The organism is Amycolatopsis marina, from assembly GCF_900111885.1.
GTDB lineage: Bacteria > Actinomycetota > Actinomycetes > Mycobacteriales > Pseudonocardiaceae > Amycolatopsis > Amycolatopsis marina.
In genome coordinates this window covers 392,122-417,443 of sequence record NZ_FOKG01000002.1, presented here as the reverse complement: position 1 = coordinate 417,443, position 25,322 = coordinate 392,122, and the positions used below count along the sequence as shown (strand labels likewise).

The following is a 25,322-nucleotide window of genomic DNA, read 5'->3' as shown; positions in this document are numbered from 1 at the left end:
ATAGCGGCGTTCCCCTGCCCGCCGCATCAGGAGGTCGTCGACATGAAACACGTCCTCGCTCGCAGGCTGACCCGGCTCGTCACGACCGCCGTGCTCACGCTGGCCGCCGTGGTCGTGCCGGGACAGGTCGCCATTGCGGCCGGTGGCACCGCGAGCTTTGCCAAGGTGTCCGACTGGGGTTCCGGTTCGGAAGGCAAGTACACGATCAGCAACCGTGGACCGAGCACGATCACGGGCTGGCGAGTGGAGTTCGACCTGCCCTCGGGCACCGGGATCGGCAGCCACTGGGATGCCCTGCGTGAATCGGACGGTGACCGTCACACCTTCACCAACCGGGAGTACAACGGCACCATCGCACCCGGCGCGTCGGTCACCTTCGGCTTCCTGCTCAGTGGTGCGGGCGGCCCGGTGAACTGCCGGATCAACGGCGCGAGCTGCGCCGGGGGCGACGACCCGGGCACGCCGGGCGCACCGAGTGCGCCGGAAGGTCCGCGGGTGACCGGGACCACGGCGTCGACCATCGGCCTTGCCTGGTCCGCTCCGCCGGGGCCGGTGACCGGCTACCACGTCTACGAGGGTGACCTGCTGCGCAGCACGGTGACGGGGACCGCGACGACGCTGTCCGGGCTCGAGACCTGCTCGACGCACACCTACTCGGTGGCCGCCTACAACGACGCGGGCGAGTCACCCCACAGCGCAGCGGTCACCGCGTCCACCTCCGGTTGCCAGCAGAGTCAGCTCCCGAGGCATTTCCTCACCGGGTACTGGCACAACTTCGTCAACCCCGCGGTGGAACTGCGCCTGCGCGACGTGCCCGCCGAGTACGACCTGGTCGCGGTCGCCTTCGCCGAGGCGACGGGGACGCCCGGCGCGGTCACGTTCGGCGTCGACCCCGGGCTGTCCAGCGCGCTCGGCGGGTACAGCGACACCGACTTCAAGGCCGATGTGCGAACCCTCAAAGCTCGTGGTGCCAAGGTCATTCTCTCCGTCGGCGGGGAGACCGGCCGGGTCAGCGTCGGCGACTCCGCGTCCGCGGGGAACTTCGCCCGCAGTGTGCACGCGATCATGCAGGAGTACGACTTCGACGGGGTCGACATTGACCTGGAGAACGGGCTGAACCCCACCTACATGGCGCAGGCCCTGCGATCACTGCGGTCCATGGCGGGTCCGGGCCTCATCATCACGATGGCGCCGCAGACCATCGACATGCAGTCGACCGGAGCGTCCTACTTCCGGCTCGCGCTGGACATCAAGGACATCCTCACGGTCGTGCACACCCAGTTCTACAACTCGGGCTCCATGCTCGGCTGTGACCAGGCGCAGGCCTACAGCCAGGGAACGGTGAACTTCCTGACGGCGCTGACCTGCCTGCAGTTGGAGAACGGGCTTCGACCCGACCAGGTCGCGCTCGGCCTGCCCGCGGGCCCAGGTGCGGCGGGTGGCGGAGTCGTCGCACCGTCCGTGGTCACCAGTGCTCTCGACTGTCTCGCCAGGGGCACGCGGTGCGGCAGTTTCCGCCCACCACGGACCTATCCCGAAATCCGCGGCGCGATGACCTGGTCGATCAACTGGGATGTGAGCAACGGCAACAACTTCGCCAGGACCGTCCGGCCGCATCTCGACACACTGCCATAGGCCCACCGGAGGACTGCAATGACGCGCTCCAACTCTCGATGCGGGCGGTGGCCCGCCCTGCTCGTCGCACTGGCCGTGGTCGCCGCCGGACTGCTGGCGGGAGCCGCCCCCGCGGGCGCGGCCAACCTGCTGACGAACCCCGGGTTCGAGACCGGGTCCACCACGGGTTGGTCGTGCCCCGGTGGCTCGGTGGTGCGCAGTCCTACGCACTCGGGCGGCGCGGCCATGGCCGGGACGACCACGGCATCGGATATCGCCCGGTGCGCACAGACCGTGCCGGTCGTGCCGGACACCACGTACACGGTCTCGGCCTGGGTGCGCGGCGACCCGGTGTACCTCGGGGTCGCGGGCGGCCCTTCGACGTGGACATCGGCTGCGAGTTACACCCGGCTGTCACTGACTTTCACCAGTGCGGCGAACCAGAGCAGGGCGGAGGTCTACCTGCACGGCTGGTACGGCGCAGGCACCTACTTCGCCGACGACGTCGAACTGGACGGGCCGGGGGGCGGCGCGCCGGAAGGGCCGCGGACTCCCGGCACCCCGAGCACAGACGCGGTGACGGACACGTCCATCACGTTGTCGTGGCCTGGTGCAGGTGACTCGGTGACCGGCTACCGCGTGTACGAGGGGGACACGGTCCGGGCCACCGTGACCGGAACGTCAGCCACCGTGACCGGGCTCGCCCCCTGCTCCACACACACCTATTCGGTGACGGCCTACAACGGCGCGGGGGAGTCGGGGCGCAGCGGTGAGGTTTCGGGCACCACGACTGGGTGCACCAGTGCGGACCTGCCGAAGCACGCGCTGATCGGGTACCTGCACACCAGCTTCGCGAACGGCTCCGGGTACGTGCGCATGGCCGACGTGCCCGATTCGTGGGACGTCATCAACCTGGCGTTCGGTGAGCCCACCTCGGTGACGTCCGGGGACATCCGTTTCGCGCTGTGCCCCGTCGCCGAGTGCCCGAATGTCGAAACGGAGGCCGAGTTCACCTCCGCCGTGCGGGCGAAGCAGGCGCAGGGCAAGAAGGTGCTGCTGTCGATCGGCGGGCAGAACGGGCAGGTGCAGCTCACCACCGCGGCCGCACGCGACCGGTTCGTCAGTTCGGTGTCCGCGATCATCGACCGGTACGGGCTCGACGGGCTCGACATCGACTTCGAGGGTCACTCCCTGTATCTCGATCGCGGAGACACCGACTTCCGGAAACCGACGACACCGGTGATCGTGAACCTCATCTCGGCGCTGCGCAGCCTGAAGTCCCGTTACGGCTCCGATTTCGTGTTGACCATGGCCCCCGAGACGTTCTTCGTGCAGGTCGGCCACCAGTTCTACGGCGGAGCGGGCGGCGGAGACAACCGAACGGGTTCCTATCTGCCGGTGATCCACGCAATGCGGGACGCGCTGACCGTGCTGCACGTTCAGGACTACAACTCGGGACCGGTGATGGGACTGGACAAGCAGTACCACACGATGGGCGGCGCGGACTTCCACATCGCGATGACCGACATGGTCAAGGCCGGGTTCAGCGTGGCGGGAACGGGGCACACCTTCCCCGGGCTGCGCCCGGAGCAGATCGCGTTCGGGGTGCCCGCCGCGGTCAGCGCCGGAAACGGGCACACCCCGCCCGCGCAGGTGCAGCAGGCGCTGAACTGTCTCGCAAGGGGGCAGGACTGCGGGGGGTACGACCTCCGCGGCGGGGTCTCGCCGGACATTCGCGGCCTGATGACGTGGTCGATCAACTGGGACCGCTACTACGGCTGGGAGTTCAGCGACAGTCACCGGCCGTTCCTCGACGCGCTGCCCTGAGGGGTGTGCAGCGCGTCGAGGCGATCAGGCCTCCCCGGTATCCGGTCCTTCCTGGTCCGGATGCTGCTGGCGGAGCTCTTCGGCCTCGCTGACCGAAGGGCCGAACCCCTCGGCGGGTTCCGGGGCGCCCCGGCCTGGGTCTGCTGCGGCGATTCGCTCCTCGCCGGGGTCCGGATTCGGTTCGAACGGTGCGGTGGTCATGCATACCGGTTACCCGCCTGCGCCCGGTCCATGCACCGGGCCGGGCACAGGCGGGTGGCCGGTCACTGATCCGGCGCGGGAGCGCAGATGCAGAAGGGGTGGCCTGCCGGATCGAGCAGGACCCGCCAGTGACCCCCGGGCTGGAAGTCCGGTTTGGTCGCACCGAGTTCGACACAGCGGGCCTCGGCGGCATCCAGGTCGTCGACCGAGAGGTCCAGGTGGAACCGTTTGCCCGCATTCCGATCGGGCCAGGCGGGCGGCTCGAATCCTTCGACCCGGCCGAAGCCGATGGGTGCACCCTCGCCGCTGATCATCGCGTACTCGTCGGCAGCATGGGTGATTTCCCAGCCCAGGACCTGGTGGTAGAACTCCGCGAGACCGCGGGGATCGGCACAGTCCAGGTTCACCATCACCAGGGTGGCAGTTTTCGTCATCGTGTCGCGTCGCCTTCCGTACCGGGTGCGGCCGGGTCTTCCGGCCGTGCACACCCATGCTCGACGCGATACCTGACATCTTCGGTCAGCTTTTTCAGCTGGAAGTCACGCGGGTGGCAGGCGCAGTTGTTCGTCGTCGTAGTCGACGATGACGAAGTCGAAGGAGCTCAGGACGTCGGATCCGAGCAAGCCCTGCAGCCCCTGCTCGTCCGGTGAGTCGGGAAGATCGATGAGGGCGACCTCTCCTGCGTCAAGGGAGATGTCGCCGAGGTTCCACTGATCGACCGTCGCGACCGGCATGCGCTGCCTGCCGATGACGCCTGCGACCTCTCGCTCCTCGCCGGTTTTCTGCAGCCCCAGTTCGTTCGCCACGTCGGTGTCGATCACAGTGCTCGACGCCCCGGTGTCGAGGGCGAACCGGTACGGGCCCTTGCCGGAGATGGTGACCTGCACGAACGGAAGGGTGAGACCACCACTGTGGAGCACCCGCAGGTCCACAGTGCGCAACTCGTCCGCATTGGGTGGCGGCGTGCTACCGCTGTCCAGCAGCCCGCAGCCGCTCAGTGTCAGCAGCAGTGTGATCGCCGCCGGCGCGGAGCGACGTGCGTGAGCTGGCGTAGTGGTGATGGGTGCACTCCTTCCGCACTGTGGTGGGGTGCGGCGGACTTCGGGGGTACCCGGGACCGCGCGGCGGGAAACGGCGATGACACCCCCGTCCATCGGCCTCTAGGCTCGGCGACATGACCGACGTCGCAAGCCGGAACCGCGGACTGCTGGTGTTTCGCGGACGTGCTGGTGATCGAAACGAACTGGCGATGCACGGCGCCGAACTCCTTGGTGCGGAACTGTCCCAGCGCCTGGATCTCGCCCCGGTGCGAGTCGGTGAACCGGAGCCACCACTGCACGCGGACTGGGCAACCGAGTTGGCGGCCGCACTGCCCGCGCTCAGGGAGATGTCCGGGGCCTTCGACGGAGTGCTGCGCGACGGACTGGTACCGGTGACCGCACTGACCCGGTGCGCGGTCGCGCTCGCGACGCTTCCGGTGCTCGCCAGGCATCGCCCCGACACCTGTGTGGTGTGGTTCGACGCGCACGCCGACTGCAACACCCCCGAGACCTCGCCCACCGGTTACCTGGGTGGGCTCGTACTGGCCGGCGCCTGCGGCATGTGGGACACCGGCCTCGGCGGTGAGCTGCGGACCGAGAACGTCATTCTCGGTGGCGCCAGGGAGATCGACCCCGGCGAACAGCGGCTCATCGACGACGAGGTCGTGCGCGCGGTCCCCGTCGGTCGCGATCTCGCCGCGCGTGTGCGGGAGGCCGTCGCGGGCAGGCCGGTCTACTTCCACCTCGATTGCGATGTCCTTGATCCGGGCATCGCCCCCACCGAGTACCGCGTGCCCGGCGGCCTGAGCTTGAACGACCTGCACGCGGTCGCCGGGGTGCTGGCCGAGCACGAGGTGGTCGGGCTCGAGATCGCCGAGTTCCAGGGCGTATGGGCACCCGGCGGTGAGCCCGTGTCGCCCGTGGACCTCGTGGACGCGCTGCGCCCACTGCTCGGTTGCTGAGGTCGAACGAGTCGGCCCGGTGGGCATTCCACCGGGCCGGTCGTGTGGTTGTCAGGCGTCGATCTCCCTGCGGTCGGTTCCGCCGCTGATGGAGATCTTGCGCGGCTTGGCCCGCTCTGCGATCGGAATGCGCAGGCTGAGGACACCGGCGTCGTAGTGCGCGTTGATGTTCTCGGCATCGAGGGTATCCCCGAGGAACAGCTGCCGGGAGAACACGCCGCGCGGCCGTTCGGCGACCGCGACGTCCACGTCGTCACCGAATTCCGGCTTGCGCTCGGCCCGCACGGTGAGCACGTTGCGCTCCACATCCAGATCGATCGACTCGGGGGAAACGCCGGGCAGGTCGAAGCTCACCACATAGTCGTTCCCCGAGCGGTAGGCGTCCATCGGCATGGCGGCGGGCCTGGTGGCCGTGCCGTCGTTGCCGAAGAACTGCTGGGTCAGCCGGTCCAGTTCCCGAAACGGGTCAGTCCGCATCAACATGGTCGTTGTCTCCTCTCCACCTTCTCCTGGGTTGACTGTGTTCTCGGTCCGCGAGGTTCGGCGGGTGTCCGTCCTACGTCAGGTCACTCACGCTGGGATTTTTTTATAGCGCCGACTGTAGATTGTGTCAACTTGTGCGAGTAGATACCGTGTGATCACGGCTGCCGGGTTGGGAGGATTGCTGCGATGCGGGATCTCGGGAAGTTGGACGATGCCGACTACCCGGCGTTCGCCACGGGGCAGGCCGCCGAACTACTGGGTGTGCAACAGGCGTTCCTTCGCAGCCTGGACGCGGCGGGCGTCGTGTCGCCCGACCGGTCCGGCGGGGGCCACCGCCGCTACTCCCGCCGACAGCTCGAACTGGTGGTACGGCTGCGGGCGGAACTGGACGACGGGCACACCCTGGCCGCGGCCGCGCGCATCGTCGGCCTGCAGGACGAGTTGGCCGCGGCCCATGACGAGATCAGTGATCTGCGTGCACGTCTCGGTGTCGAGGACGATGCCGAGGACGGCGGGGCCAAGGGCTGAGGTGCGGGTGTCGGATTCGCCCGGACCGGGTAACCACGCGCGTCGGTGGAGAACGGCGGTGTGTGGAGGCGAGAGCGCGATGACTGAAGCGGTGGTCATCGAAGGTCCGGATGGCCGGCTGTGCGGCGACCTGGGGGTACCCGGGCAGCCGAAGGGCATCGTGGTGTTCGCCCACGGCTCGGGCAGTTCCCGCCACAGCCGCCGAAATCGAGGTGTGGCGGAAGCATTGCGCCGGAACGGGTTCGCCACCCTGCTGATCGACCTGCTGACCGAGGACGAGGAACGGGTCGACATCCGTACCCGGCAGTTGAGGTTCGACATCGACCTCCTCGCCGACCGGGTCCGGCAGGCCGTGGACGGCATCAGGGCACGGGAAGGCGTGCGGGATCTTCCCGTGGGGCTGTTCGGGGCAAGCACGGGGGCCGCCGCGGCGCTTGTCACGGCCGCGCAGGAACCCCGCGTACGTGCTGTCGTCTCCCGCGGTGGCCGTCCCGATCTTGCCGGGTACGAGCTGAGCAGTGTCACCGCACCGACGTTGCTGATCGTGGGAGGACTCGACGAGGAGGTGTTGCACCTCAACCGCCAGGCCGCCGCGAGGTTGGCCGGGCCGCACCGGCTGGAGATCGTGGCGGGCGCCGGTCACCTGTTCGAGGAGCCTGGCGCCCTGGACGAGGTGGCTCGACTGGCCGGCGACTGGTTCCACGAGTACCTGCCTGCCTGACCGGCCGTGGCCCGGCCGGTGAGTGTGCACGGTCAGGGACGCTGCCGGCTGGGAGACTCGTGGTACACACCGTGCCGTGGTGGAGCGGAAGGTGTCGCCGCCGAGTCCGGGCTCACCCGGGATCCACCCGCCGGCGGACCGGCGTTCTCCGGCTGGACGCTCTGATCCCCTGCCGAAGGGGTGGCCCCCTCGCGCAGCTCCGCGCGGCGCGCCTGGAGCATCTCGACCACGGCGACACGGTTCGCGTGGGCCTCTTCGTACTCCAGCAATGTCTCCAACTGGTCTTCGCTGAGCGACCTGATGCGGTGCATCAGGCTGGACTGCGGAAGGTGGTCGTAGTCCGGCAGCGGCAGATTGTCGTGTTCGAGCACGTCAGCCTCCTTTCCTCCGCTGGTCGGGTACCCGAGCCGCGGTCCGGTATTCGTACCGTCTGGGGCGGCCCTGTCGATGCGCCGGGGCGGCCGGAAGGCCGCAGGTCGCGGGCCTTGCGGGCGGTCCTCGAAGATCAGCTCAGCGGGGGTGTTTCGCGTAGGCTGGTGCCCAATCGCATGTTGCGTTCGGGGGGAGCTGAATGACCGGTTACGACGCTGGTGAGGCGAGTCGGTGGCGTGGGCAACTCGACGAGGTCGCCGGCGCTCTCGAGTCGCTCACCGCTGCGCTCGACAGTGAGGACGAGCTCGACAGCGTGCTGAAATCGGTCTGTCACCAGGTGACCCATGTGGTCCACGGCGCGGACATGGCCAGCATTACCGTGTTGCGAGACGGCGTCGCCACGACGGTTGCCAGTACCGACCAGCGGGCGGTCGACCTGGACGATGGGCAGTACCGGGCGGGTGCGGGGCCATGCCTGCGTGCCGCCGCCACCGGCGAGACCGTCCGGGTGCACGTGCAGCAGGCGGCCGCCCTGTGGCCCAGCTTCACGAAGGCGGCGATCCGCCTGGGCGTCGAGAGCTATCTCTCCGCTCCATTCGCGATGGCTCAGGACTCGAAGGGCGCGCTGAACCTGTTCGGCTTCCAGTCGCACGGCTTCGACGAGGTCGAGGAAAAGTTACTCGGCCTGTATGCCAGGGCGGTGGAGTCCGCCCTGCGCAGCAACGCCCGGTACCTGCTGTTCCGGAAGCTGGCCGAGCAACTGCAGGACGCCCTCGCCAGCAGAGCGGTCATCGACCAGGCCAAGGGCATCCTCATGGCCACGCTGGGCGTGACGGCCGATGAGGCGTTCAACGAGCTGGTCCAGCGGTCCCAGCGCGAGAACGTCAAGCTGCATGACGTCGCAGAGGCCTTCGTCGCCAGCGCGAGAGACAAGGCACGCGCCGCGGCACCCAACTGACGAACCGGCACTACCACCTCTTGGCGATGTCGCGAACCAGCCGCTGGGCGAGGTCGCGCACCTTCACGTTCTCCCTTTGGGACTGCTCGTCGAGCTCCGCGAAGCCGTGATCCGCAGCGCTGTAGCAGTTGATCGCACCCGAGTACAGCGAGCCGACCACGAGCGGTGACCTCGTCCAGGACGAGGGGCCACTCCTGGCTCGTCTCCTGGTCCGCGTTCTGCCGCAGGGACGTCATGCGAATCCCTTTCTGGTGGCCGGACAAAAGGTGGTTCCCCTGCTGACGTCTCGCCAAACCCCTACTCCTGCCAGCGAGGCGTGTTTGTCGCTGCCTAGGTCAGGGCAACCGAGGAGGTGACCCGGAGCTAGGAGTGTGCAGATGTCAGACACCCAATTTCGCCATGAACTGGCCCAGCAGCTGCGCGTGGACTCGGTACGGTCGAGTACCGAGGGCGGTTCGGGTCACCCGACGTCCTCGATGTCCGCGGCAGACCTGATGGCCGTGCTGCTGGACGGCCATCTCCGCCTGGACTACGCGGAGCCGGACGATCCGCACAATGACCACCTGGTCTTCTCCAAGGGGCACGCCTCGCCGCTGTACTACGCGATGCTCAAGGCCGCCGGGGCGATCACCGACGAGGAGTTGCTGAGCTTTCGCAAGCTCGGCAGCAGGCTCGAGGGTCATCCGACCCCGCGGATTCCACCGACCGACGTGGCGACGGGTTCGCTGGGGCAGGGTCTCCCCGTCGCCGTCGGCCTTGCGCTGGCAGGGCAGCGGCTCGATCGGCTGTCCTACCGCGTCTGGGCGTTGTGCGGGGACTCGGAAATGGCCGAGGGCTCGATCTGGGAAGCCTTCCAGCACGCGGGCTGGGCCGGGCTGGACAACCTGACCGCGATCGTCGACGTCAACCGGCTCGGGCAGACGCGCGAGACGATGCTCGGCTGGGACCTCGACGGCTACGCGGAGCGGGCACGGGCCTTCGGCTGGCACGCGATCGTCGTGGACGGGCACGACCTCGACGCGATCGAGTCGGCGTTCGCGGAGGCACGGGCCAACACGGGCAGGCCGACCGTGCTGCTCGCCCGCACACTGAAGGGCAGGGGGGTGGACGCGGTCGAGGACAAGCCGGGTAAGCACGGCAAACCGCTGGAGGACCCGGAGACCGCGATCGCCGAGCTCGGGGGTGAGCGGAACCTGCGTGTGGACGTCATGGCACCGGACAGGTCAGCCGAGCCACATCGGTTCAGCACCGCGGGCGGCGACCTGCCGACCTGGCAGCTGGGCGAGCAGGTCGCGACCCGGAAGGCGTACGGGGAGGCACTGACAGCGCTCGGGGACAACCGGGGTGACGTCGTCGCACTCGACGGGGAGGTCTCCAACTCCACGAATTCCGGACTGTTCGCCGATGCGCATCCGCAGCGGTACTTCGAGATGTTCATCGCCGAGCAGCAGATGGTCGCGGCCGCCGTCGGGATGCAGGCCCGTGGTTGGGTGCCGTTCGTCTCGACCTTCGGTGCGTTCCTCACCAGGGCGTACGACTTCGTTCGCATGGCGGCCGTTTCGCGGGCGGATCTGCGCCTGTGCGGCTCCCATGCCGGCGTGGCGATCGGCGAGGACGGCCCGTCCCAGATGGCACTCGAGGACATCGCGGCATTGCGCGCGGTCCACGGAAGTGTGGTGCTGCACCCGTCGGACGCCAACCAGACCGCCCAGTTGGTAACGCAGATGGCCGATCGTTCCGGGATCTCGTACCTGCGAACCCTGCGCGGCGCAACCGAGGTCCGGACCGGTCCGGACGAGGACGTGCACATCGGTGGCAGCAGGGTGCCGCGCTCGTCCGACAACGACGACCTGACCATCGTGGCCTGCGGAGTCACGGTCGGCGAGGCACTCGCCGCAGCGGAAACTCTGGCAGGGGACGGGATCAACGCCAGGGTGGTCGACTGCTACTCGATCAAGCCGATAGACGCGGAGACACTGATCAGTGCCGCGAACCACACTCAGGCGATGATCACCGTCGAGGACCATTGGCCGGAAGGCGGGCTCGGCGATGCCGTGCTCAGTGCACTCGCGGAACAACCGAACCGGCCCGTCGTGCGCAAGCTGGGAGTTCGGGAGATGCCGGTTTCCGGAAAGCCGGACGAGTTGCTGCATGCGGCGGGTATCGATGCGGCTGGAATCACCGACGCGGCACGCGAGCTGCTCGCCCGCAGAGTGGCGGTGGCTGCCGGCTGACGGTGAGTCGGATCTGCGGCACACAGCGCCGGGGCCGGGCCGTGGCGGAATAACCGGGGGACGTGTGCGGTTGTGCTCCCTGGATCCGGTGGTACCGCCGCCACGCCATGGCCGCGGCCCGGATGAGGAGATGCGGCGGGAGCCGTCATGTCGCGCCGACAGGGCCGTCCCCTGTCGGCCGCCCAGACCAATCGCACCGGCGAGCCCCGCTGTGCAGGGCGCGGTGCCGTGCGCATCAGAAAACCGTGAAAGGAGGTGGCACGCAATGGAGACGACCGATTGGCAGAGTCGTGCCGCCTGCCGGGATGAGGACCCTGAACTGTTCTTCCCCGTGTCCGACATGGGACCGGGCGCCCGGCAGGCCGAACAGGCGAGGGCCGTGTGCGCCCGCTGCCCTGTCCGCGCGGAATGCCTTGGTTACGCCTTGGACAACGGGCTCGACCACGGTGTTTTCGGTGGTACCACCGAGCGCGAACGCCGGGAGTTGTTCCGCAGGCAGCGCAGCCGTCCACAGGCGGCCTGACACTCCCGCTACCGGGGTGACCCGCCCGCCTTGCCGAAGCGTCCTTTGTGGATTCTTATGGTTGTGGCTCCGGGGAGCGTCTCTGGAACATTTTCACAAGTTGAGGGAACGCGAGCGCGCGCGACTCCGTCGGACCGGAGTCGCGCGCTATTTTGAGTGTGTATTGGCCTTGGCGGGCAGGCCGAGTTCGGACGGAAAGGGAAGTGGTTCAACCATCAACCGAAAATGCCGAAGTTTCTTCGGGTTCGACCGCGCGAGTGTCTGTGACCTGTATCACACCTTATCGCAGCGGGGGGTGGGCATCGCTAGCCTGAGCGCGTCGACGTTAATTTCTCACAGAATGCAGGCTGCGGGAAAACGTCAGCGGATACGGCGGGTTTCTGGGGCTCGAATACGGGGGTGTTCGACGTGTCCGTGACGCTGTGAACCACAACGAACGACAGCTGGGAGTCTCGTACATGGTTGCCGTGGGCCTGGTGGAGAGTGAACAGTCCGACCAGGGCGGAAGTACCTGCTTCTCCTGGTTGCAGGCGTTGGATCTGAAACGGTTCAACATTACTCTCACGCGAACCGTCTCACGAACGGGCACTGTTCGTAACGCCTCGCCTGCCGGGGACGCCGTCGACGTGTGGATTGTCAGTTCCCGAGTTTTTCTAAATTCTTCCGAAGCGCAACCCAACGCGGATTTTGGTGGGCTGAAACCGGTAGTGGTCGTGTGCGGGCCGGTTGAGGAGGAGATCGGCAGGGTGCTGTATGCGGGAAGCTCGGCCGTGGTGCTCGCCCACGACTCGCCCTGGAATCTCGCGGCAGCCATTCATTCGGCACTCGACCGCAGGCTATTCGTCTCCTCAGCGATTCTCACCAAGTACCGGAAGCGGCTCGCGGAGATGATGACCCCCCTGACCTGCCGCGGGATCGACAAGCTGACCGATCGCGAGCGTGACGTGCTGACCTGCATGGCACGTGGTCTGTCCAACTCGGCCATCGCGAAGGAATTGCACATCACGCATTCCACGGTTGGCTCGCACGTGTTGCGCATCCTGCGCAAGCTGGACGTGGCCAACCGGACAGAGGCCGCAGCCATCGCCTACCAGGCCGGACTGACAGCCCCGGTGCGTGCGGTGCGCACGCCGCGGCCGCGCACGGAGAACTCGGTGGCCGCGGCGAGCGCGACGGCCCACGGCATGCCCATCTGAGGACCGCACGACAGATCCGGCGGATCCGGACGTCCGCTCTGTGTTTCCACGTTGTTGATTTGGTCAACTCGCCCAGAAGAGGCGACGTGGAAGGGGAGAGGACGATGCGAACGACGAAGGCCGGAGGCCGTGGCCAAGGGTTGGACGGCAGGCGCACGATGATCTTCATCGGCGAGTCGGACGCTCTCATGGAGGCGTTCACGCTTGCTCGCAAGGCAGGGGTGATCCCCGTGGAGGAACCAGATCCGGATCTGTTGTGCGTGGTCGCGGACGAGGACGTACTCGACGGCGCCGGCCTGCCGCTGGAAGCAGACGTTCTGCGGCAGGCGCGCGCCCTCGGCGTGCCCTGCCTCGATCCCTGCCAGGCACATGCGCTGCTGGCGTCCGCTGTGCACCGTGCCCCACTCACCACCAGGTGAGCGCTTGAGGATTGCGATCACGCTGTGATGGCCGTTACGCTGAATGGCGGTTGAGTCACCAGCCTCTGTGGATTACGCGCCCACCGACGTGGTGGCGTTGGTCCGCCTCCGGTGTCATCGCAGATGGTGAACTGGCCGGCCTTCGCCGTTCTGGTCCCTCCCGTCGCGGCATCTGGTGACGGCTCCTATGTGCACCGCGCCCACTACTACGGAGCACGCTATGGCCACGCCAGTGGAACATCACACCGAGAACGCTGACTCCGCGTTGTCTCCCCTCGGCCATCGTGACGCCGGGACTCCGGAAGTCGTGCTGGCTCCGCACGTACCGGCTTCCCCGACGACGCCGAGTCAGCGGGGCTCCCGGCGAACTGTGCCGGGAGCGTCGGTTCGGGGACGGCCTGTCCGGGGAGGCAGCGCCGCCGGACTGCGGGTCAGTGTCACCTATCCGAGTCGCGACGTTGTGCTCATCGCCTTGGCCGGAGAACTCGACCTGAGCACGGTGGGCCGGGTGCAGGACATCCTCGAGACCCGCATCCGCTCGACCGTTGGCAGGGTGGTCCTCGATCTGTCCCACTTGACCTTTCTCGGTGTCGCGGGTCTTGGGCTCCTGCACAGTGCCCGCCACCGAGCGGCCGTGGCCGACACGGACCTGCGGTTGGTGGCGGTGACCAGAGAGGTGACCAGACCGCTCCGGTTGACCGGTCTCGACCGGTTGCTCGCCTGCTACCCCACCGCCGCGGCCGCGCTGGAATGTGCGGGGGACTGACGGATGGACATCGACGACTCCACGCCGCAGTGGCGCCGGTTGTGTCACTACGTGTCGGAGGTGGCCGTGGCGGTCGGAGTGGGGCCGGAAGCGTGCTGCTGCAGTCCGGACACACGCGCAAACGCCTACATCGCAGTGGAACACCGGATTCCGCGGTACGCCGAGCGCGATGTCGCGCTGCTGTGGGACGAGGAGAACGGGTGGGCGGTCGCGGTGGAGACCGGATGCGGGGAGGACCTGCTCGTACTCCACTATCTCGACGGTGAGATAACACCGGCACCGGACGTGGTAGCGGACTTCCTGGACTCGGTGGTGTTGTCCACCCCCGCCGCCACCCCTCACCCGATCGGGTGAATTCCGCTGCTGGTCCGTGCGCTGACGTTTCGTGGTGTGTGGGAACGGTTAGTGCGCGGGGGAAGAGTCCGACACCGGGGTGATCGCTACCTCCGCCTCGTGGGAGTGCCGATGACTGCAGATACCGAGAACACGCCGATCTTCACCGAACTACTGGCAGAGCACGGGGCCGCGGCCGGGGAGGCCACCGAGGGCGCGTCCGCGCCGTCGGCCGATGGCGACGGACCGGGGCGGGAGGACACCGAACGGAAAGCATGACGACGTCACCGGCCGATCCCCGGACCGGTCCGCCTGCCATCCTGTCCGGTGCAGGTGAACCCGAGATGTGTGATCAGCGGGCGGAAGGTATGACGGTCTGATGCGCGAGCAGTTTCACGAGAAGCTCCGAGCCCTCGGTGCTCAGCTGGCCGACATGTGCTCGATGGCCGCCACCGAACTGCGGCTTGCGACCAAGGCACTGCTGGAGGAGGACCTGACCGCGGCCGCTGAGGTGCTGGCCGCCGATGAGCGCCTTGACCAGTCCCGGGACCGATGCGAGCAGGCAGCGTTGGAGCTGCTGGCACTGCAGGCGCCGGTGGCCAAGGACCTGCGCATGGTGCTCTCCGCGGTGTACTGCGCCGATCGGATCGAGCGGATGGGCGACCTGGCCCGTCACATCGCCGAACTCGTGCGCAGAGAGCAGCCTGGCCCCGCGGTCCCACCGTCGCTGGTGCCCGTATACACCGAACTCGGCAGACTGGCCGGGGCGATGGCCGAGGATCTGCGCGGACTGATCGAGGACAGCTCCGGCCCCGGTGTGGCCGCGCTGCGGAAGACCGACGACCAGGTCGACGAACTGCATGAGCAGCTCATGGAGCAGGTGACCGGCCCGGACTGGACGTACGGTGTCCGGCACGCGGTGAACGTGGCGCACCTGGCGCGGTACTACGAGCGCTTCGCCGACCAGGCTGTGTCGGTGGCGCGCAGGGTGGACTTCGTCCGGACCGGCGTCCCGCACGGTCAACGCATTCCGAACCTCGCTGCGGCGCAAGGCAAGTGAGTGACGCCGTGGCGCGTGCGCTACGGCGTGCGCCAGGCGTGCGTGTCCAGTGCTGAGCTGGCCTGTGGTCCCATGAGCAGCATGCCGCCGTCGACCACCAGTGAGGCGCCGGTGATGTAACCGGCTGCCGGGGTGGCGAGAAAGGCCACCGCCGAAGCGACCTCGTGCGCGTGTCCCGGCCTGCCCAACGGGATTCCAGGGCGCTTCTCGGTCCGTGGATCGACGTCCGGCTGTCCGGTCATGGGCGTGGAGATCTCGCCGGGAGCCACCGAGTTGACCGTGATTCCGTGCTCGGCGAGCTCGAGCGCGAGCACCTTGGTCAGCGCTCCCGCGCCAGCCTTGGCCGCACAGTACGGAGCGGCACCCACTCTTGGCGCGTGCTCGTGCACGCTGGTGATCGTGATGATCCGGCCGCCTCTGCCCGCGTCGGCCATCCGTCTCGCGGCTCGCTGCGCACAAAGGAACGCGCCGTCGAGATCGACCGAGAGCACTTCCCGCCAAGTGTCGAAATCCATCTCCAGCGCCCGTTGCGAACTGCCGGTCCCCGCGCAGTTCACCAGGACGTCGACCCCGCCGAGTTCGGCGGCGAGTTCGTCGATCGCCACGGTCGAGGTCGGTAGGTCGGTCAGGTCGAGCCTGCGCACGGGGGCACGCACGCCCTGCTCGGCCGCTTCCCGCGCGGTCTGGTGGGCGCCCTCCTCGTCGCGGTGGTAGGTGATGCCGACGTTCAGTCCGCCGCCGGCGAGTGCGACGGCGACGGCTCTGCCGATCCCGGAGTCCGACCCGGTGACGATGGCGGTTCGCGGACGGTCGGTCTCCCCGGGCAGCGGTGCTGTCTCGCTCATATTTCCTGCCTCACTCGCCGGCGGGCTGCACATCGCTCGGTGTCGTACCCGATTTTTCCCGGTGCCGGTCGCTCATAATTCGCGGTTACCCGCGGCCCTGGTGCCTACACGAACGAGTTTGTCCCGGCAGTGCTCGGGTACCCGCCGTTCTGTGACGACCACGAGCAGCACCGGAGCGGTGCGGGAGAAGGACCTCCTGCAGACGATCACCCGGGTAGTGAACACATTGCGCCACAACGGCATTCGCTTCGCCGTGGCGGGAGGGTGTGCTGCCTACGCACGGGGTGGGCCGCCGTCGGAACACGATGTCGACGTTTTTCTCAAAGAGGGCGACGTCGCGGCTGCGCGTACCGCGCTCGTCGAAGCAGGCATGATGCCGGTCGACCCGCCGGAGGACTGGCTGACCAAGGTGTTCGACGGGGAACTGCTGGTCGACCTGATTTTCAACCCGAACGGACGCCCGGTCACCGACGAGCTGCTCGACCGCGCCGAGACACTGCGCGTCGGGCCCGCGGAGGCGCCGGTCGTCACCGGCACCGACCTGATGGTGGACAAGGTGCTGGTGCTCGGCCCGCACCGCTGCGACTTCACGCCGTTGCTGCCGATCGCCAGGGAACTCCGTGAGCAGATCGACTGGGCCGAGGTCGCGGAACAGACGAGGGAATCGCCGTATGCACGGGCATTTCTGAACCTGGTGCGGGAGCTGGGCATCGCCGAGTCGCGACCCCAGTCGCAACGCCGAAGGGAGGACTAGCCGTGGACGCCACGGATGACGCGGACGAAGCACCTCAGTACTGGGTGGCCCACGTGCGCAGGGCGCTGGCCGAGGACGAGCGGACGGCCGAACTCGGTGTGCGGGTCAACATGCGCGGCAGCCACATCCACCTCAGCGGCGAGGTCGCGACCGAGGTGCGCAAGTCCGAACTCGACCAGGTGCTCGGTGAACTCGCGCCACGGATGCGCGTGCACAACGACGTGCGGATCGTGGACGCGGGGGAACCGACCCGGAGGGAGGAGCTGCGGTGATCAGGATTGCCGCCGTCGGCGACGTGCACCTCGGCGAGGACGCGCGCGGCCGGCTGCGCCCCGCGCTCGAACATGTGGGTGACCATGCCGATGTGCTGCTGCTCGCCGGTGATCTCACCCGGCACGGCAGCATGGACGAGGCCCAGGTGGTCGCCGACGAGTTCACCGGACTCGACGTACCGGTCGTCGGGGTGCTCGGCAATCACGACCACCACAGCGACAACGGGGAGAAGATGACCGCGCTGCTCGAGGAGCACGGCATCCGGATGCTGGAAGGCGCCGGAATCACCCTCGACATCGGTGGTCGCAGGCTCGGCGTCGCCGGGGCGAAGGGCTTCGGCGGCGGGTTCGCCGGGAAGTGCGCGAGTGCGTTCGGGGAGCGCGAGATGAAGGATTTCGTGGGGCACACCATCGAGATCTCCGGCAGGCTCCATGCCGCGCTCGACGCGCTCGACGCCGACGTGCGGGTCGCGCTGACGCACTACGCCCCCATCCCCGAGACGCTGCGCGGCGAACCGCCGGAGATCTACCCGTTCCTCGGTTCGTACCTGTTGGGTGAGGCCATCGACGAGGCGGGCGCTGATCTCGCGCTGCACGGGCACGCGCACTTCGGTTGTGAGCAGGGTGTGACGCCCGGTGGTGTGCGGGTGCGCAACGTGGCCCAGCCGATCATCCAGCACGCGTACTCCGTGTACTGCCTCGAGCCCGAGTTGGTCTAGGAGCTGTTCAGGAGGCGTCCGTATGCGGTGCCGCGTGGCGCGCCTGTGGCCTCCGAGGGGAGCACGCCCGCCCCTCGGAGGCCCAGAGTTGCCGTTACTCGGTCCGCACCGGTTCGGCGGCCGCGGGCTCGGCGGCGTGCTCGCGCAGGACCGGCGGGTCCTGCACCCCCGGTGCGGCGGTCTTCCTACCCAAAATCAGGTAGTCGAGCTGGGCATCGCTCAGCCTGGCGTTCTCCTTGCGGCGGAGGATGTAGAAGATGAGCCCGAGCGCGGTCCACACCAGAAGCGCGGTCAGTGACTCCGGCCCGAGGGCCGCGGGTGAGGCGGGTATGAGTAGCAGACCGAGGAAGGTGGCTCCGACGACGGCGCCGAGGAGACTGAGCACCTTCTTGCCGGACGACTCGCAGCCGGGGACGTCGCCGTCCCTGACCGCACTGCCGGACCAGCGGAACTGCTTGAACGCGACCAGGCAGGTGTATGTGTAGGCGATGGTGACGCCGACCGCGGACATGTCCACCACCCACAGCAGTGCCTGCCTGCCGAACCAGGGGGCGACGAGGCACAGGGCGCACACGAACGCGATACCGAGATACGGCGTCCTGCGGCGGGGGTGCAGGACGCCGAACGCGGCGGGGATCATCCGGCTCCGCCCCATCGCGAACAGCAACCGGCTCGCCGCGACGTAGAAGCCGTTCAGCCCGGTACAGATGCCCATTGACACCGAGAGCGCGAGCAGCATGATCCCGATCCCGCCGAACAGTCCGGACATGGCGTCTCCCGTGCCCCACAACGGTTCTCCGGCGATCAGCCGCTGCCATGGCGTCGCCGACGCGGTGGCCAGGATCATCGCGGCGTACAGCAGGGCGGCAGCGAGAATCGCGAGCACGATCAGCCGGAAAGCCTTCTTCGGCGCGAAGTCGAACTCCTCGGCGGCCTGCGGCACGTTGTCGAACCCGACGTACGCCCAGGGGGCGATCGCGACGATCGCCAGCACGGCCGTCCACGGTGGAACGCCGGTCGGGAACAGCGGTGCCACGTTGCTGAGCTGTCCCCCGGGGTGGATCAGCACGCTGATCAGGATTGCCGCGACACCGGCCAGCATGACCAGGCAGAAGATGAACTGCAGTCGGCCGGAGGCGGTGGCGCCGCGAATGTTCAGGACCGCGAAGACGACCAGTGCGGCGCTGGCGATGAGGACCTCACCGAGGTAGACCTTCCAGCCGGCGATCTCGTAGAGCAGTCCGCGTTCGGCGACCTGCGGCAGCACGTACCGGCTCAGCAGGGCGAGAGCGGAGGCGTTGAGCGCCACGATGCAGGTGTAGCCCAGGGTGAGGAACCAGCCACAGAGGAATGCGTGCCGCCTGCCGAAGCCGGCGTGGGCGTACGCGAACTCGCCGCCGGACACCGGAAAGGTACGGATCAGGAAGCCGTAGCTGACCGCGATCACGATCATCAGCAGACCGCCGATCAGGAAACCCAGGATGGCTCCCAGCGGTCCCGCGGTGGCTATCCAGTCGGTCGGCAGGACGAAGGCGCCCCACCCGACGGCCGATCCGAGCGCGATCGCCCACACCCAGCTCGGCTTGAGCGTCCTGGACAGTTGTGCGCGTTTCTCCCCCTGCTGCGGTACCCCGGCCGCGTCGCCGGGTCCGGTTACTGTTTCCATCGTCTGCCTCGTTCTCCGGGGACCGCCGTTGGTCCTCTTCCATGGTGCGGCGTGGCCGGGACACGTGCCCGGCGATCGCCGTACTGGGCTGAACTTGCTCACAGGCGCCGTTGTGGTGGACACCACTGTGCGGGTGTGGCAGGACCCCTGACAGATCCAGTGCGGGACGAATTTTTGGGTACCAGTCGGCAGTGCCGAGCTGCCGTTCCGTATGCGCGCAGAGGCCCCCGGCCGGGGAGATCCCCGGTCAGGAGCCTCTGTGTCGAAGTGTGCCCGCCGTGGACGGCTCAGACGTAGTCGGCGTACTTCTCCAGGAAGCGGACCGGTTTGGACAGTGCGTCCCGCCGGAACGGGTCGCCGAGTTCACGGGTGCACATGACCTCGATGACCGTGGTCTTGCCCTGCTGCATCTGCTTTTCGATGGCGGTCTCCAGTGCCGGTCCGACCTGGTCCAGCTTGTCCACCACGACGCCCTCGGCGCCCATCGCCGCCGCGATGCCCGCGAAGCTCTGGTTGTCGAGTTCGCCCGCCACGAAGCGGCGGTTGTAGAAGTCGACCTGGTTCTTCTTCTCCGCACCCCACTGCCGGTTGTGGAACACCACAGCGGTGACCGGGATGTCGTGCCGGACGCAGGTCATGATCTCGCCCATGCTCATTCCCCACGCCCCGTCGCCCGCGTAGGCCACCGCGGGACGGTCGGGTGCCGCGGTCTTGGCCCCGATGATCGTGGGCAGCGCGTAGCCACAGTTGCCGAAGCTCATGGGCGCGAAGAAGCTACGCGGCTTCTCGAACCGCAGGTAGCTGTTGGCGACCGAGTTGATGTTGCCGATGTCGGTGGAGACCATCACGTCTTCCGGCATCGCCTTCTCGAGTTCCCGGAGCACCTGCCTGGGGTGCAGCCAGTTCCCGTCCTCCTGCTCGGCTTCGGCGATCACATCGAGGCTGTACGGGTCCTTCTCGTGTGTCCATTCGTCGAGTTCGGCTTCCCACGCCTCCTTCTCCCCCCTCGTCGTGGCCGCTCGCGACTCCCGCGTGGCGTCACAGGCGAGCGTCCTGCCCGCGAGCCGCTCGGTCAGCGCCGCCGCCGCATCCTTGGCGTCGCCGCAGATACCGACGCTGATCTTCTTCACCAGCCCGAGCATCTTGTGGTCGGCGTCGATCTGGATGATCTTGGCGTTCTTGGGCCAGTAGTCCATGCCGTGCTGGGGCAGCGTGCCGAACGGGCCGAGGCGGGAGCCGAGGGCGACCACGACGTCGGCCTGCGCGATCAGTTTCATCGCGGCCTTCGATCCCTGGTATCCCAGCGGACCGCACCACTGCGGATGGCTCGCGGGGAAGGAGTCGTTGTGCAGGTAGCTGTTCACCACCGGTGCACCGAGCCGCTCGGCGAGCGCGACGCACTCGTCGACACCGTCGGCCATCACGACCCCGCCGCCGGAGATGACCACCGGGAACTCGGCCTGCGCCAGCAACTCCACCGCCTCGTTGAGGCTGCGCTCCCCACCGGGGCCTCGGTCGAGGCGGTTCGGCCCGGGGATCTCGGCCTCGATCTCGCCGTAGAAGAAGTCGCGCGGGATGTTGAGCTGCGTCGGTCCGATCTCGGAGTGGGCCCTGTCGAAGCAGCGGCCGGTGAACTCGGCCATCCGCTTCGGGTTGTTCACGTGCGCCTGGTACTTCGTGAACTCCTGGAACATCGGCAACTGGTTGGCCTCCTGGAAGCCGCCGAGCCCGGTGCCCATGGTTCCCGCCTCGGGGGTCACGATCACCACCGGGCTGTGCGCCCAGTAGGCGGCGGCGATCGCGGTGACGCAGTTGCTGATACCGGGGCCGTTCTGGCCGATCACCACGCCGTGCCGGCCACTGACGCGGGCGTAGCCGTCGGCCATGTGCCCCGCGCCCTGCTCGTGTACTACGGGGATCAGCCGGATGCCTGCCGGGGCGAAGATGTCCATGGCGTCCATGAACGCCGAGCCCATGATCCCGAAGATGTCCGTGACGTCGTTGGCCACCAGCGTCTCCACGAACGCCTCCGAGGGCGTCATCTTCCGTGGTCCGGTCACTGCTGCCCGCCCGGCCCCTTCGGTCTGCTCACTCATGGTGGTTCCTCCTTGCGAGAGTCGGCGATCCCCGTAACGGCGCCTGGTTGGAAAAAGCTGTACGCCACGTTCATGAAATCGAGACGTAAGCCGGACTATAGGCTTCGCGTCGACCCTTGGTCAACGGAAGTTCCGGAAACCGGTACGGGTTGTGTTGTTTTCCGGAACAGATCTACAGTGGGGTCATGGAACAGACGCAGCTCATCGAGGCGGGCGAACGCAACGGGGACACGCCGACCATGCGGTTGTTCGCGTTGCTCGAGCTGATCGCGGCCAAGGACCAGTTCGTCTCACTGCAGGGGCTGGTCGAGGAGACCGGCATGCCGAAGCCGACGCTGCATCGCATGCTGCAGCAACTCGAGGGTGCGGGGCTGCTGGTCAGGCAGGGCGACGGCAGGCACTACGGCACGGGAGCACGCCTGCGCAGGCTGGCCGAGAACCTGCTGCTCAACGCCACCCAGCACGGAGCGCGGCACGCCGTGCTGCGTCATCTGGTCGAGGAGATCGGTGAGAGCTGCAACGTCACCGCGCTCTCCGGCAACGAGGTCGTCTACCTCGACCGGGTCGAGACCGCCGAGCCATTGCGTTTCTACCTGCGCCCCGGATCACGGGTGCCCGCACACTGCTCCGCCAGCGGAAAGATGATCCTCTCGCAGCTGAGCCCGGCGCAGCGGCGCAAGCTGCTGGCCCATGCTCCGTTGACCCGCAGCACGCCAAACACCGTCACGGATCTGGACGCGATCGAGGAGGAACTCACCCGGGTGCGGCAGAACGGGTTCGCACTCGACGACGAGGAGTTCCTGCCGGGACTGGTCTGTGTCGCGGTGCCCGTGCCGACCGGGGCCGCGCGATCCAATCTCTGCGTCGCGGTACAGGCACCGGTCATGCGGCTCAGCGCACAGGATGCGCCGAGGATGCTGCCTGCGCTCCGGCGCGCAGCCGACGCGATCAGCCGGATCGAGGCCGAAGGAGCAGCCACGTGAGCGACGCCTGTCCCGACCACGCGGTCGCCGTGCGCGACGTGTTCGGCATCGACTCGGACCTCGTGGTGCCCGCCTTCGGCGAGCGTGACGAGCACGTGCCGGAGATCGACGAGGCGTACAGATTCGATCCCGATGTCACGCTCGCACTGCTCGCCGGCTTCGCACGGAACCGCCGGGTGCTGGTCCAGGGCCTGCACGGCACCGGCAAGTCGACCCACATCGAGCAGGTGGCCGCGCGGCTGAACTGGCCGTGTGTGCGGGTCAATCTGGACGGCCACCTGAGCAGGCTGGACCTGGTGGGACGGGATGCCGTCGTGCTGCGGGACGGCCAGCAGGTGACCGAGTTTCAGGAAGGCATCCTGCCTTGGGCACTGCAGCGGCCGGTCGCGCTGATCTTCGACGAGTACGACGCAGGGCGTCCCGACGTCATGTTCGTCATCCAGCGCATCCTCGAACGCGACGGGAAGCTGACGCTGCTGGATCAGCACAGGGTGCTGCGGCCACACCCGTACTTCCGGCTCTTCGCCACCGCCAACACCGTCGGTCTCGGCAACGTCAACGGCCTCTATCACGGATCGCAGCGGCTCAACCACGCCCAGATCGACCGCTGGAACATCGTCGCCTCGCTGAACTATCTCGCCCCCGAGGAGGAGGCGGCGATCGTGCTCGCCAGGGTGCCGGAACTCGCGGGGAAGCGGGGGAGTGAGCTGATCGCCGCGATGGTGCGGGTCGCCGAGCTCACCCGAAACGGCTTTCGCGCCGGTGACCTCTCCACCCTGATGTCACCGCGAACGGTCATCTCCTGGGCCGAGAACGTCGGTGTTTTCGGTGACGTCGCCGTGGCGTTCCGGCTTTCCTTCCTCAACAAGTGCGACGAGGCCGAACGTCAGACCGTGGCCGAGTACTTCCAACGCTGCTTCGGCCGGGAGCTGGCGGAGTCCTACCAGCAGGCCGTCCCGGCGTGACCGGCACGCGGGGCAGGACGCGGCACCAGCACCGGGTCGAGGAACTGTGCGCGGCGGCCGCTCGGGCGGTCTCCGGTGAACCGGAGTTTCACCTGCGCGCCGGGCGCCCGTACCGCGCCGGTCTACCCCTTCCCGTGAACGCGCCCCACCTGCGTCCGTCGTCGAACGAGGACGACCTCGGTTCCTTTCGTGGAGCCGCCGACGGCGTCGGCCTGCGGCTGGTCCACTCCGACAGCGACCTGCACCGCGGACTTCGGCCGGAAGAACCGCTGCAGCGGCTGGTTTTCGAGATGCTGGAGCAGTACCGCGTCGAGTCGCAGGTTCCCACAGGGCTGCCCGGCCTCGTGTGGAACCTGCGATACCGGTTCGAGCAGTGGTCGGACAGGTGTATCCACAGTGGACTGACAGAGACCGCGAACGGTCTCCTCCTGTACTCGGTGGCTCAGATCTGCCGGTCGCGCGTCACCGGACAGCCCGTACCCGCCATGGCCGAGGATGTCATCGAGGCGACGCGGTTCGCCCTGGCGCCGCTGCTCGGACACGAACTGGCGGGGTTGCGGCGCCATCGCGAGGATCAGCAGGCTTACGCGGTTCACGCCAGGGCAGTCGCGCGGACGGTCGAGGGTCTGGTCGCCGAAGCGGGCCGGGCGAACGGCGAGCGGGAGACGGCTGCTGCCGACCGTCGTTCCCGTAACTGGGCCCTGCTGCTGGATCCGGGAGATGGTGACGGGTTCGCACCGGTCCCGCCAGGGACCGGCGCGACGCCGGAGCCGGCCGGGCAGGGCTATCGCGCGTTCACCACCGCGTACGACACCCAGCGACACATCTCGACACTGGTGCGCGCCGAACAGCGCAGGGAGTTCCGGGAGCGGCTCGACCGGCGGATCGCCGGGCAGGGAGTGAACCACGCGCGGCTCGCGCGCGAACTCGCCGCCCTGCTGACCGCCCCGGCCCGCACGGGTTGGCAGGGCGGGCAGGAGGAGGGGTACATCGACGGGCGGAGTCTCACGCAGCTCATCACCTCCCCCGCCGAGCGGAGGTTGTTCCGTGCGGAACGGGTCGAGCCGGTGTCGGAGAGCCTGGTGACGTTCCTGCTCGACTGCTCGGGTTCGATGAAGGCGCACGCGGAGTCGATCGCAGCAGTCGTGGACGTGTTCACGCGCGCGCTGGAACTCGCCGGGGTGGCCACCGAGATCCTCGGATTCACCACGGGTTCCTGGAACGGCGGCAGGGCGATGCGCGACTGGAGGAGATCGGGCAGGCCGCGTCATCCAGGACGGCTCAACGAGGTGTGTCACCTCGTGGTCAAGGACGCCGACACCACCTATCGTCGGGCGCGGCCGGACATCGCGGCGCTGCTGAAGCAGGATCTGTACCGCGAGGGTGTGGACGGTGAGGCGGTCCGGTGGGCGTGCCGCAGGATGGACGGCCGCGGCGAGCACCGGCGTTTCCTGCTCGTGTTCTCCGACGGCAGCCCGGTGGACAGTGCCACGGCGCTGATGAACGACAGCGACTACCTGGGCAACCATCTGGCGGAGGTGGTGCGCGAGGAGGAGCGGGCAGGCTCGGCGCGGATCCACGGGCTGGGCGTCGGCCTCGATCTCGGCCACTACTACAACCGATCACAGGTACTCGACCTGGAGTCCGGCGCCGCGAACCAGGTGTTCCGCGACATCCTGGCGATGCTCTCCCGCTGACACGCCGATCGCACTTTCCCGGGAAAGTGTGGTGGTTGCGTGTGCACGTGTCGCGCTTTCTCGGGAAAGTGTGGTGGTTGCGTGTGCA

Annotated in this window: 29 protein-coding genes; 20 read left to right on the top strand and 9 right to left on the bottom strand. The window is 68.0% G+C overall.

Translation table 11 applies throughout. From position 1 onward, the window contains the following. The first annotated feature begins 42 nt into the window (after positions 1-42). Together BM199_RS06125 and BM199_RS06120 are read left to right on the top strand one after the other, a co-directional pair. A complete protein-coding gene (locus tag BM199_RS06125; RefSeq protein ID WP_091670750.1) occupies positions 43-1,635 on the top strand; it encodes a chitinase in 1,593 nt (530 codons plus the stop codon). An 18-nt stretch (positions 1,636-1,653) separates the two neighbouring features. Next, positions 1,654-3,441 (top strand): chitinase, encoded by a 1,788-nt coding sequence (locus BM199_RS06120; protein WP_091670748.1) that lies wholly within the window; start codon positions 1,654-1,656, stop codon positions 3,439-3,441. 24 nt (positions 3,442-3,465) lie between these two features. Here the strand turns inward: BM199_RS06120 and BM199_RS33760 are convergent, their stop codons facing one another. The 3 genes from BM199_RS33760 to BM199_RS06110 all read right to left on the bottom strand — a co-directional run bounded on the left by BM199_RS33760 (position 3,466) and on the right by BM199_RS06110 (position 4,796). Then, positions 3,466-3,642, bottom strand: a complete 177-nt coding sequence (locus tag BM199_RS33760) for a hypothetical protein (RefSeq protein WP_177242492.1) — start codon at positions 3,640-3,642, stop codon at positions 3,466-3,468. 62 nt (positions 3,643-3,704) lie between these two features. Further along, on the bottom strand, positions 3,705-4,076 hold the full coding sequence (locus tag BM199_RS06115; protein WP_091670745.1) for a VOC family protein: 372 nt from the start codon (positions 4,074-4,076) through the stop codon (positions 3,705-3,707). Positions 4,077-4,181: 105 nt separating this feature from the next. Then, entirely contained in the window at positions 4,182-4,796 is a 615-nt protein-coding gene (locus tag BM199_RS06110; protein WP_091670743.1) for a retropepsin-like aspartic protease, read from the bottom strand. A gap of 20 nt (positions 4,797-4,816) precedes the next feature. On the opposite strand from BM199_RS06110, the gene BM199_RS06105 reads away from it, so the two are divergent. Continuing rightward, positions 4,817-5,644: an arginase family protein gene (locus BM199_RS06105; RefSeq protein WP_091670741.1), complete on the top strand. Its 828-nt coding sequence runs from the start codon at positions 4,817-4,819 to the stop codon at positions 5,642-5,644. A 51-nt stretch (positions 5,645-5,695) separates the two neighbouring features. On the opposite strand, the gene BM199_RS06100 is transcribed toward BM199_RS06105, so the two are convergent. Next, on the bottom strand, positions 5,696-6,127 hold the full coding sequence (locus BM199_RS06100; RefSeq protein WP_091670739.1) for an Hsp20/alpha crystallin family protein: 432 nt from the start codon (positions 6,125-6,127) through the stop codon (positions 5,696-5,698). Between the two features lie 186 nt (positions 6,128-6,313). On the opposite strand from BM199_RS06100, the gene BM199_RS06095 reads away from it, so the two are divergent. Continuing rightward, positions 6,314-6,655 carry a MerR family transcriptional regulator gene (locus BM199_RS06095; RefSeq protein WP_091670736.1) on the top strand — a complete coding sequence of 114 codons (342 nt, stop codon included), beginning with the start codon at positions 6,314-6,316 and terminating at the stop codon, positions 6,653-6,655. A 79-nt stretch (positions 6,656-6,734) separates the two neighbouring features. After that, positions 6,735-7,376 (top strand): dienelactone hydrolase family protein, encoded by a 642-nt coding sequence (locus BM199_RS06090; RefSeq protein ID WP_091670733.1) that lies wholly within the window; start codon positions 6,735-6,737, stop codon positions 7,374-7,376. Between the two features lie 32 nt (positions 7,377-7,408). Here the strand turns inward: BM199_RS06090 and BM199_RS06085 are convergent, their stop codons facing one another. After that, positions 7,409-7,747: a DUF8129 domain-containing protein gene (locus tag BM199_RS06085; protein ID WP_091670730.1), complete on the bottom strand. Its 339-nt coding sequence runs from the start codon at positions 7,745-7,747 to the stop codon at positions 7,409-7,411. A 200-nt stretch (positions 7,748-7,947) separates the two neighbouring features. On the opposite strand from BM199_RS06085, the gene BM199_RS06080 reads away from it, so the two are divergent. Further along, positions 7,948-8,706 carry a GAF and ANTAR domain-containing protein gene (locus BM199_RS06080; RefSeq protein ID WP_091670727.1) on the top strand — a complete coding sequence of 253 codons (759 nt, stop codon included), beginning with the start codon at positions 7,948-7,950 and terminating at the stop codon, positions 8,704-8,706. 10 nt (positions 8,707-8,716) lie between these two features. On the opposite strand, the gene BM199_RS33755 is transcribed toward BM199_RS06080, so the two are convergent. Further along, the gene (locus BM199_RS33755) at positions 8,717-8,866 is read right to left on the bottom strand and encodes a hypothetical protein (protein ID WP_177242491.1); all 150 of its coding nucleotides are present in this window, start codon (positions 8,864-8,866) and stop codon (positions 8,717-8,719) included. Between the two features lie 217 nt (positions 8,867-9,083). Here BM199_RS33755 and BM199_RS06075 point away from each other — a divergent pair, with 217 nt between their 5' ends. The 8 genes from BM199_RS06075 to phoU all read left to right on the top strand — a co-directional run bounded on the left by BM199_RS06075 (position 9,084) and on the right by phoU (position 15,237). Then, the gene (locus BM199_RS06075; protein WP_091670724.1) at positions 9,084-10,940 is read left to right on the top strand and encodes a transketolase; all 1,857 of its coding nucleotides are present in this window, start codon (positions 9,084-9,086) and stop codon (positions 10,938-10,940) included. A 265-nt stretch (positions 10,941-11,205) separates the two neighbouring features. Beyond that, on the top strand, positions 11,206-11,463 hold the full coding sequence (locus BM199_RS06070; RefSeq protein WP_091670721.1) for a WhiB family transcriptional regulator: 258 nt from the start codon (positions 11,206-11,208) through the stop codon (positions 11,461-11,463). 467 nt (positions 11,464-11,930) lie between these two features. Continuing rightward, the gene (locus BM199_RS06065) at positions 11,931-12,659 is read left to right on the top strand and encodes a response regulator transcription factor (protein WP_177242490.1); all 729 of its coding nucleotides are present in this window, start codon (positions 11,931-11,933) and stop codon (positions 12,657-12,659) included. Between the two features lie 104 nt (positions 12,660-12,763). Beyond that, complete coding sequence (locus BM199_RS06060; RefSeq protein ID WP_091670715.1) at positions 12,764-13,078, top strand: hypothetical protein; 315 nt, start codon at positions 12,764-12,766, stop codon at positions 13,076-13,078. Between the two features lie 220 nt (positions 13,079-13,298). Further along, positions 13,299-13,844 carry an STAS domain-containing protein gene (locus BM199_RS06055; RefSeq protein WP_177242489.1) on the top strand — a complete coding sequence of 182 codons (546 nt, stop codon included), beginning with the start codon at positions 13,299-13,301 and terminating at the stop codon, positions 13,842-13,844. 3 nt (positions 13,845-13,847) lie between these two features. Next, complete coding sequence (locus BM199_RS06050) at positions 13,848-14,198, top strand: DUF6292 family protein (RefSeq protein WP_091670710.1); 351 nt, start codon at positions 13,848-13,850, stop codon at positions 14,196-14,198. A 111-nt stretch (positions 14,199-14,309) separates the two neighbouring features. Continuing rightward, the gene (locus BM199_RS33750) at positions 14,310-14,456 is read left to right on the top strand and encodes a hypothetical protein (RefSeq protein WP_177242488.1); all 147 of its coding nucleotides are present in this window, start codon (positions 14,310-14,312) and stop codon (positions 14,454-14,456) included. 100 nt (positions 14,457-14,556) lie between these two features. Continuing rightward, complete coding sequence (gene phoU, locus BM199_RS06045) at positions 14,557-15,237, top strand: phosphate signaling complex protein PhoU (RefSeq protein WP_091670707.1); 681 nt, start codon at positions 14,557-14,559, stop codon at positions 15,235-15,237. A 20-nt stretch (positions 15,238-15,257) separates the two neighbouring features. Here the strand turns inward: phoU and BM199_RS06040 are convergent, their stop codons facing one another. Beyond that, on the bottom strand, positions 15,258-16,082 hold the full coding sequence (locus BM199_RS06040) for an SDR family oxidoreductase (RefSeq protein ID WP_091670706.1): 825 nt from the start codon (positions 16,080-16,082) through the stop codon (positions 15,258-15,260). A gap of 151 nt (positions 16,083-16,233) precedes the next feature. Here BM199_RS06040 and BM199_RS06035 point away from each other — a divergent pair, with 151 nt between their 5' ends. Genes BM199_RS06035 through BM199_RS06025 form a run of 3 tightly spaced genes read left to right on the top strand, consistent with a single transcriptional unit; the run spans position 16,234 to position 17,827 of the window. Beyond that, positions 16,234-16,836, top strand: coding sequence for a nucleotidyltransferase (locus BM199_RS06035; RefSeq protein WP_245788180.1), 603 nt, complete (start codon positions 16,234-16,236; stop codon positions 16,834-16,836). Between the two features lie 2 nt (positions 16,837-16,838). Further along, positions 16,839-17,108 carry a phospholipid-binding protein gene (locus tag BM199_RS06030; RefSeq protein ID WP_091670703.1) on the top strand — a complete coding sequence of 90 codons (270 nt, stop codon included), beginning with the start codon at positions 16,839-16,841 and terminating at the stop codon, positions 17,106-17,108. Further along, positions 17,105-17,827 carry a metallophosphoesterase family protein gene (locus tag BM199_RS06025; protein ID WP_218160293.1) on the top strand — a complete coding sequence of 241 codons (723 nt, stop codon included), beginning with the start codon at positions 17,105-17,107 and terminating at the stop codon, positions 17,825-17,827. The genes BM199_RS06030 and BM199_RS06025 overlap by 4 nt, the downstream gene beginning before the upstream one ends. A gap of 94 nt (positions 17,828-17,921) precedes the next feature. Here BM199_RS06025 and BM199_RS06020 read toward each other — a convergent pair whose 3' ends face one another. Continuing rightward, positions 17,922-19,493, bottom strand: a complete 1,572-nt coding sequence (locus BM199_RS06020) for an APC family permease (protein ID WP_091670700.1) — start codon at positions 19,491-19,493, stop codon at positions 17,922-17,924. 287 nt (positions 19,494-19,780) lie between these two features. Further along, positions 19,781-21,589 (bottom strand): sulfoacetaldehyde acetyltransferase, encoded by a 1,809-nt coding sequence (xsc, locus tag BM199_RS06015; protein WP_091670697.1) that lies wholly within the window; start codon positions 21,587-21,589, stop codon positions 19,781-19,783. 185 nt (positions 21,590-21,774) lie between these two features. Here xsc and BM199_RS06010 point away from each other — a divergent pair, with 185 nt between their 5' ends. The 3 genes from BM199_RS06010 to BM199_RS06000 are packed head-to-tail and all read left to right on the top strand — an operon-like array spanning position 21,775 to position 25,234. Continuing rightward, positions 21,775-22,572 (top strand): IclR family transcriptional regulator, encoded by a 798-nt coding sequence (locus BM199_RS06010; RefSeq protein ID WP_091670694.1) that lies wholly within the window; start codon positions 21,775-21,777, stop codon positions 22,570-22,572. Further along, positions 22,569-23,537 carry an AAA family ATPase gene (locus BM199_RS06005; protein ID WP_091670690.1) on the top strand — a complete coding sequence of 323 codons (969 nt, stop codon included), beginning with the start codon at positions 22,569-22,571 and terminating at the stop codon, positions 23,535-23,537. The genes BM199_RS06010 and BM199_RS06005 overlap by 4 nt, the downstream gene beginning before the upstream one ends. Continuing rightward, positions 23,534-25,234 carry a cobaltochelatase CobT-related protein gene (locus tag BM199_RS06000; protein WP_091670687.1) on the top strand — a complete coding sequence of 567 codons (1,701 nt, stop codon included), beginning with the start codon at positions 23,534-23,536 and terminating at the stop codon, positions 25,232-25,234. Before BM199_RS06005 ends, BM199_RS06000 begins: the two co-directional genes overlap by 4 nt. Positions 25,235-25,322: the final 88 nt, after the last annotated feature.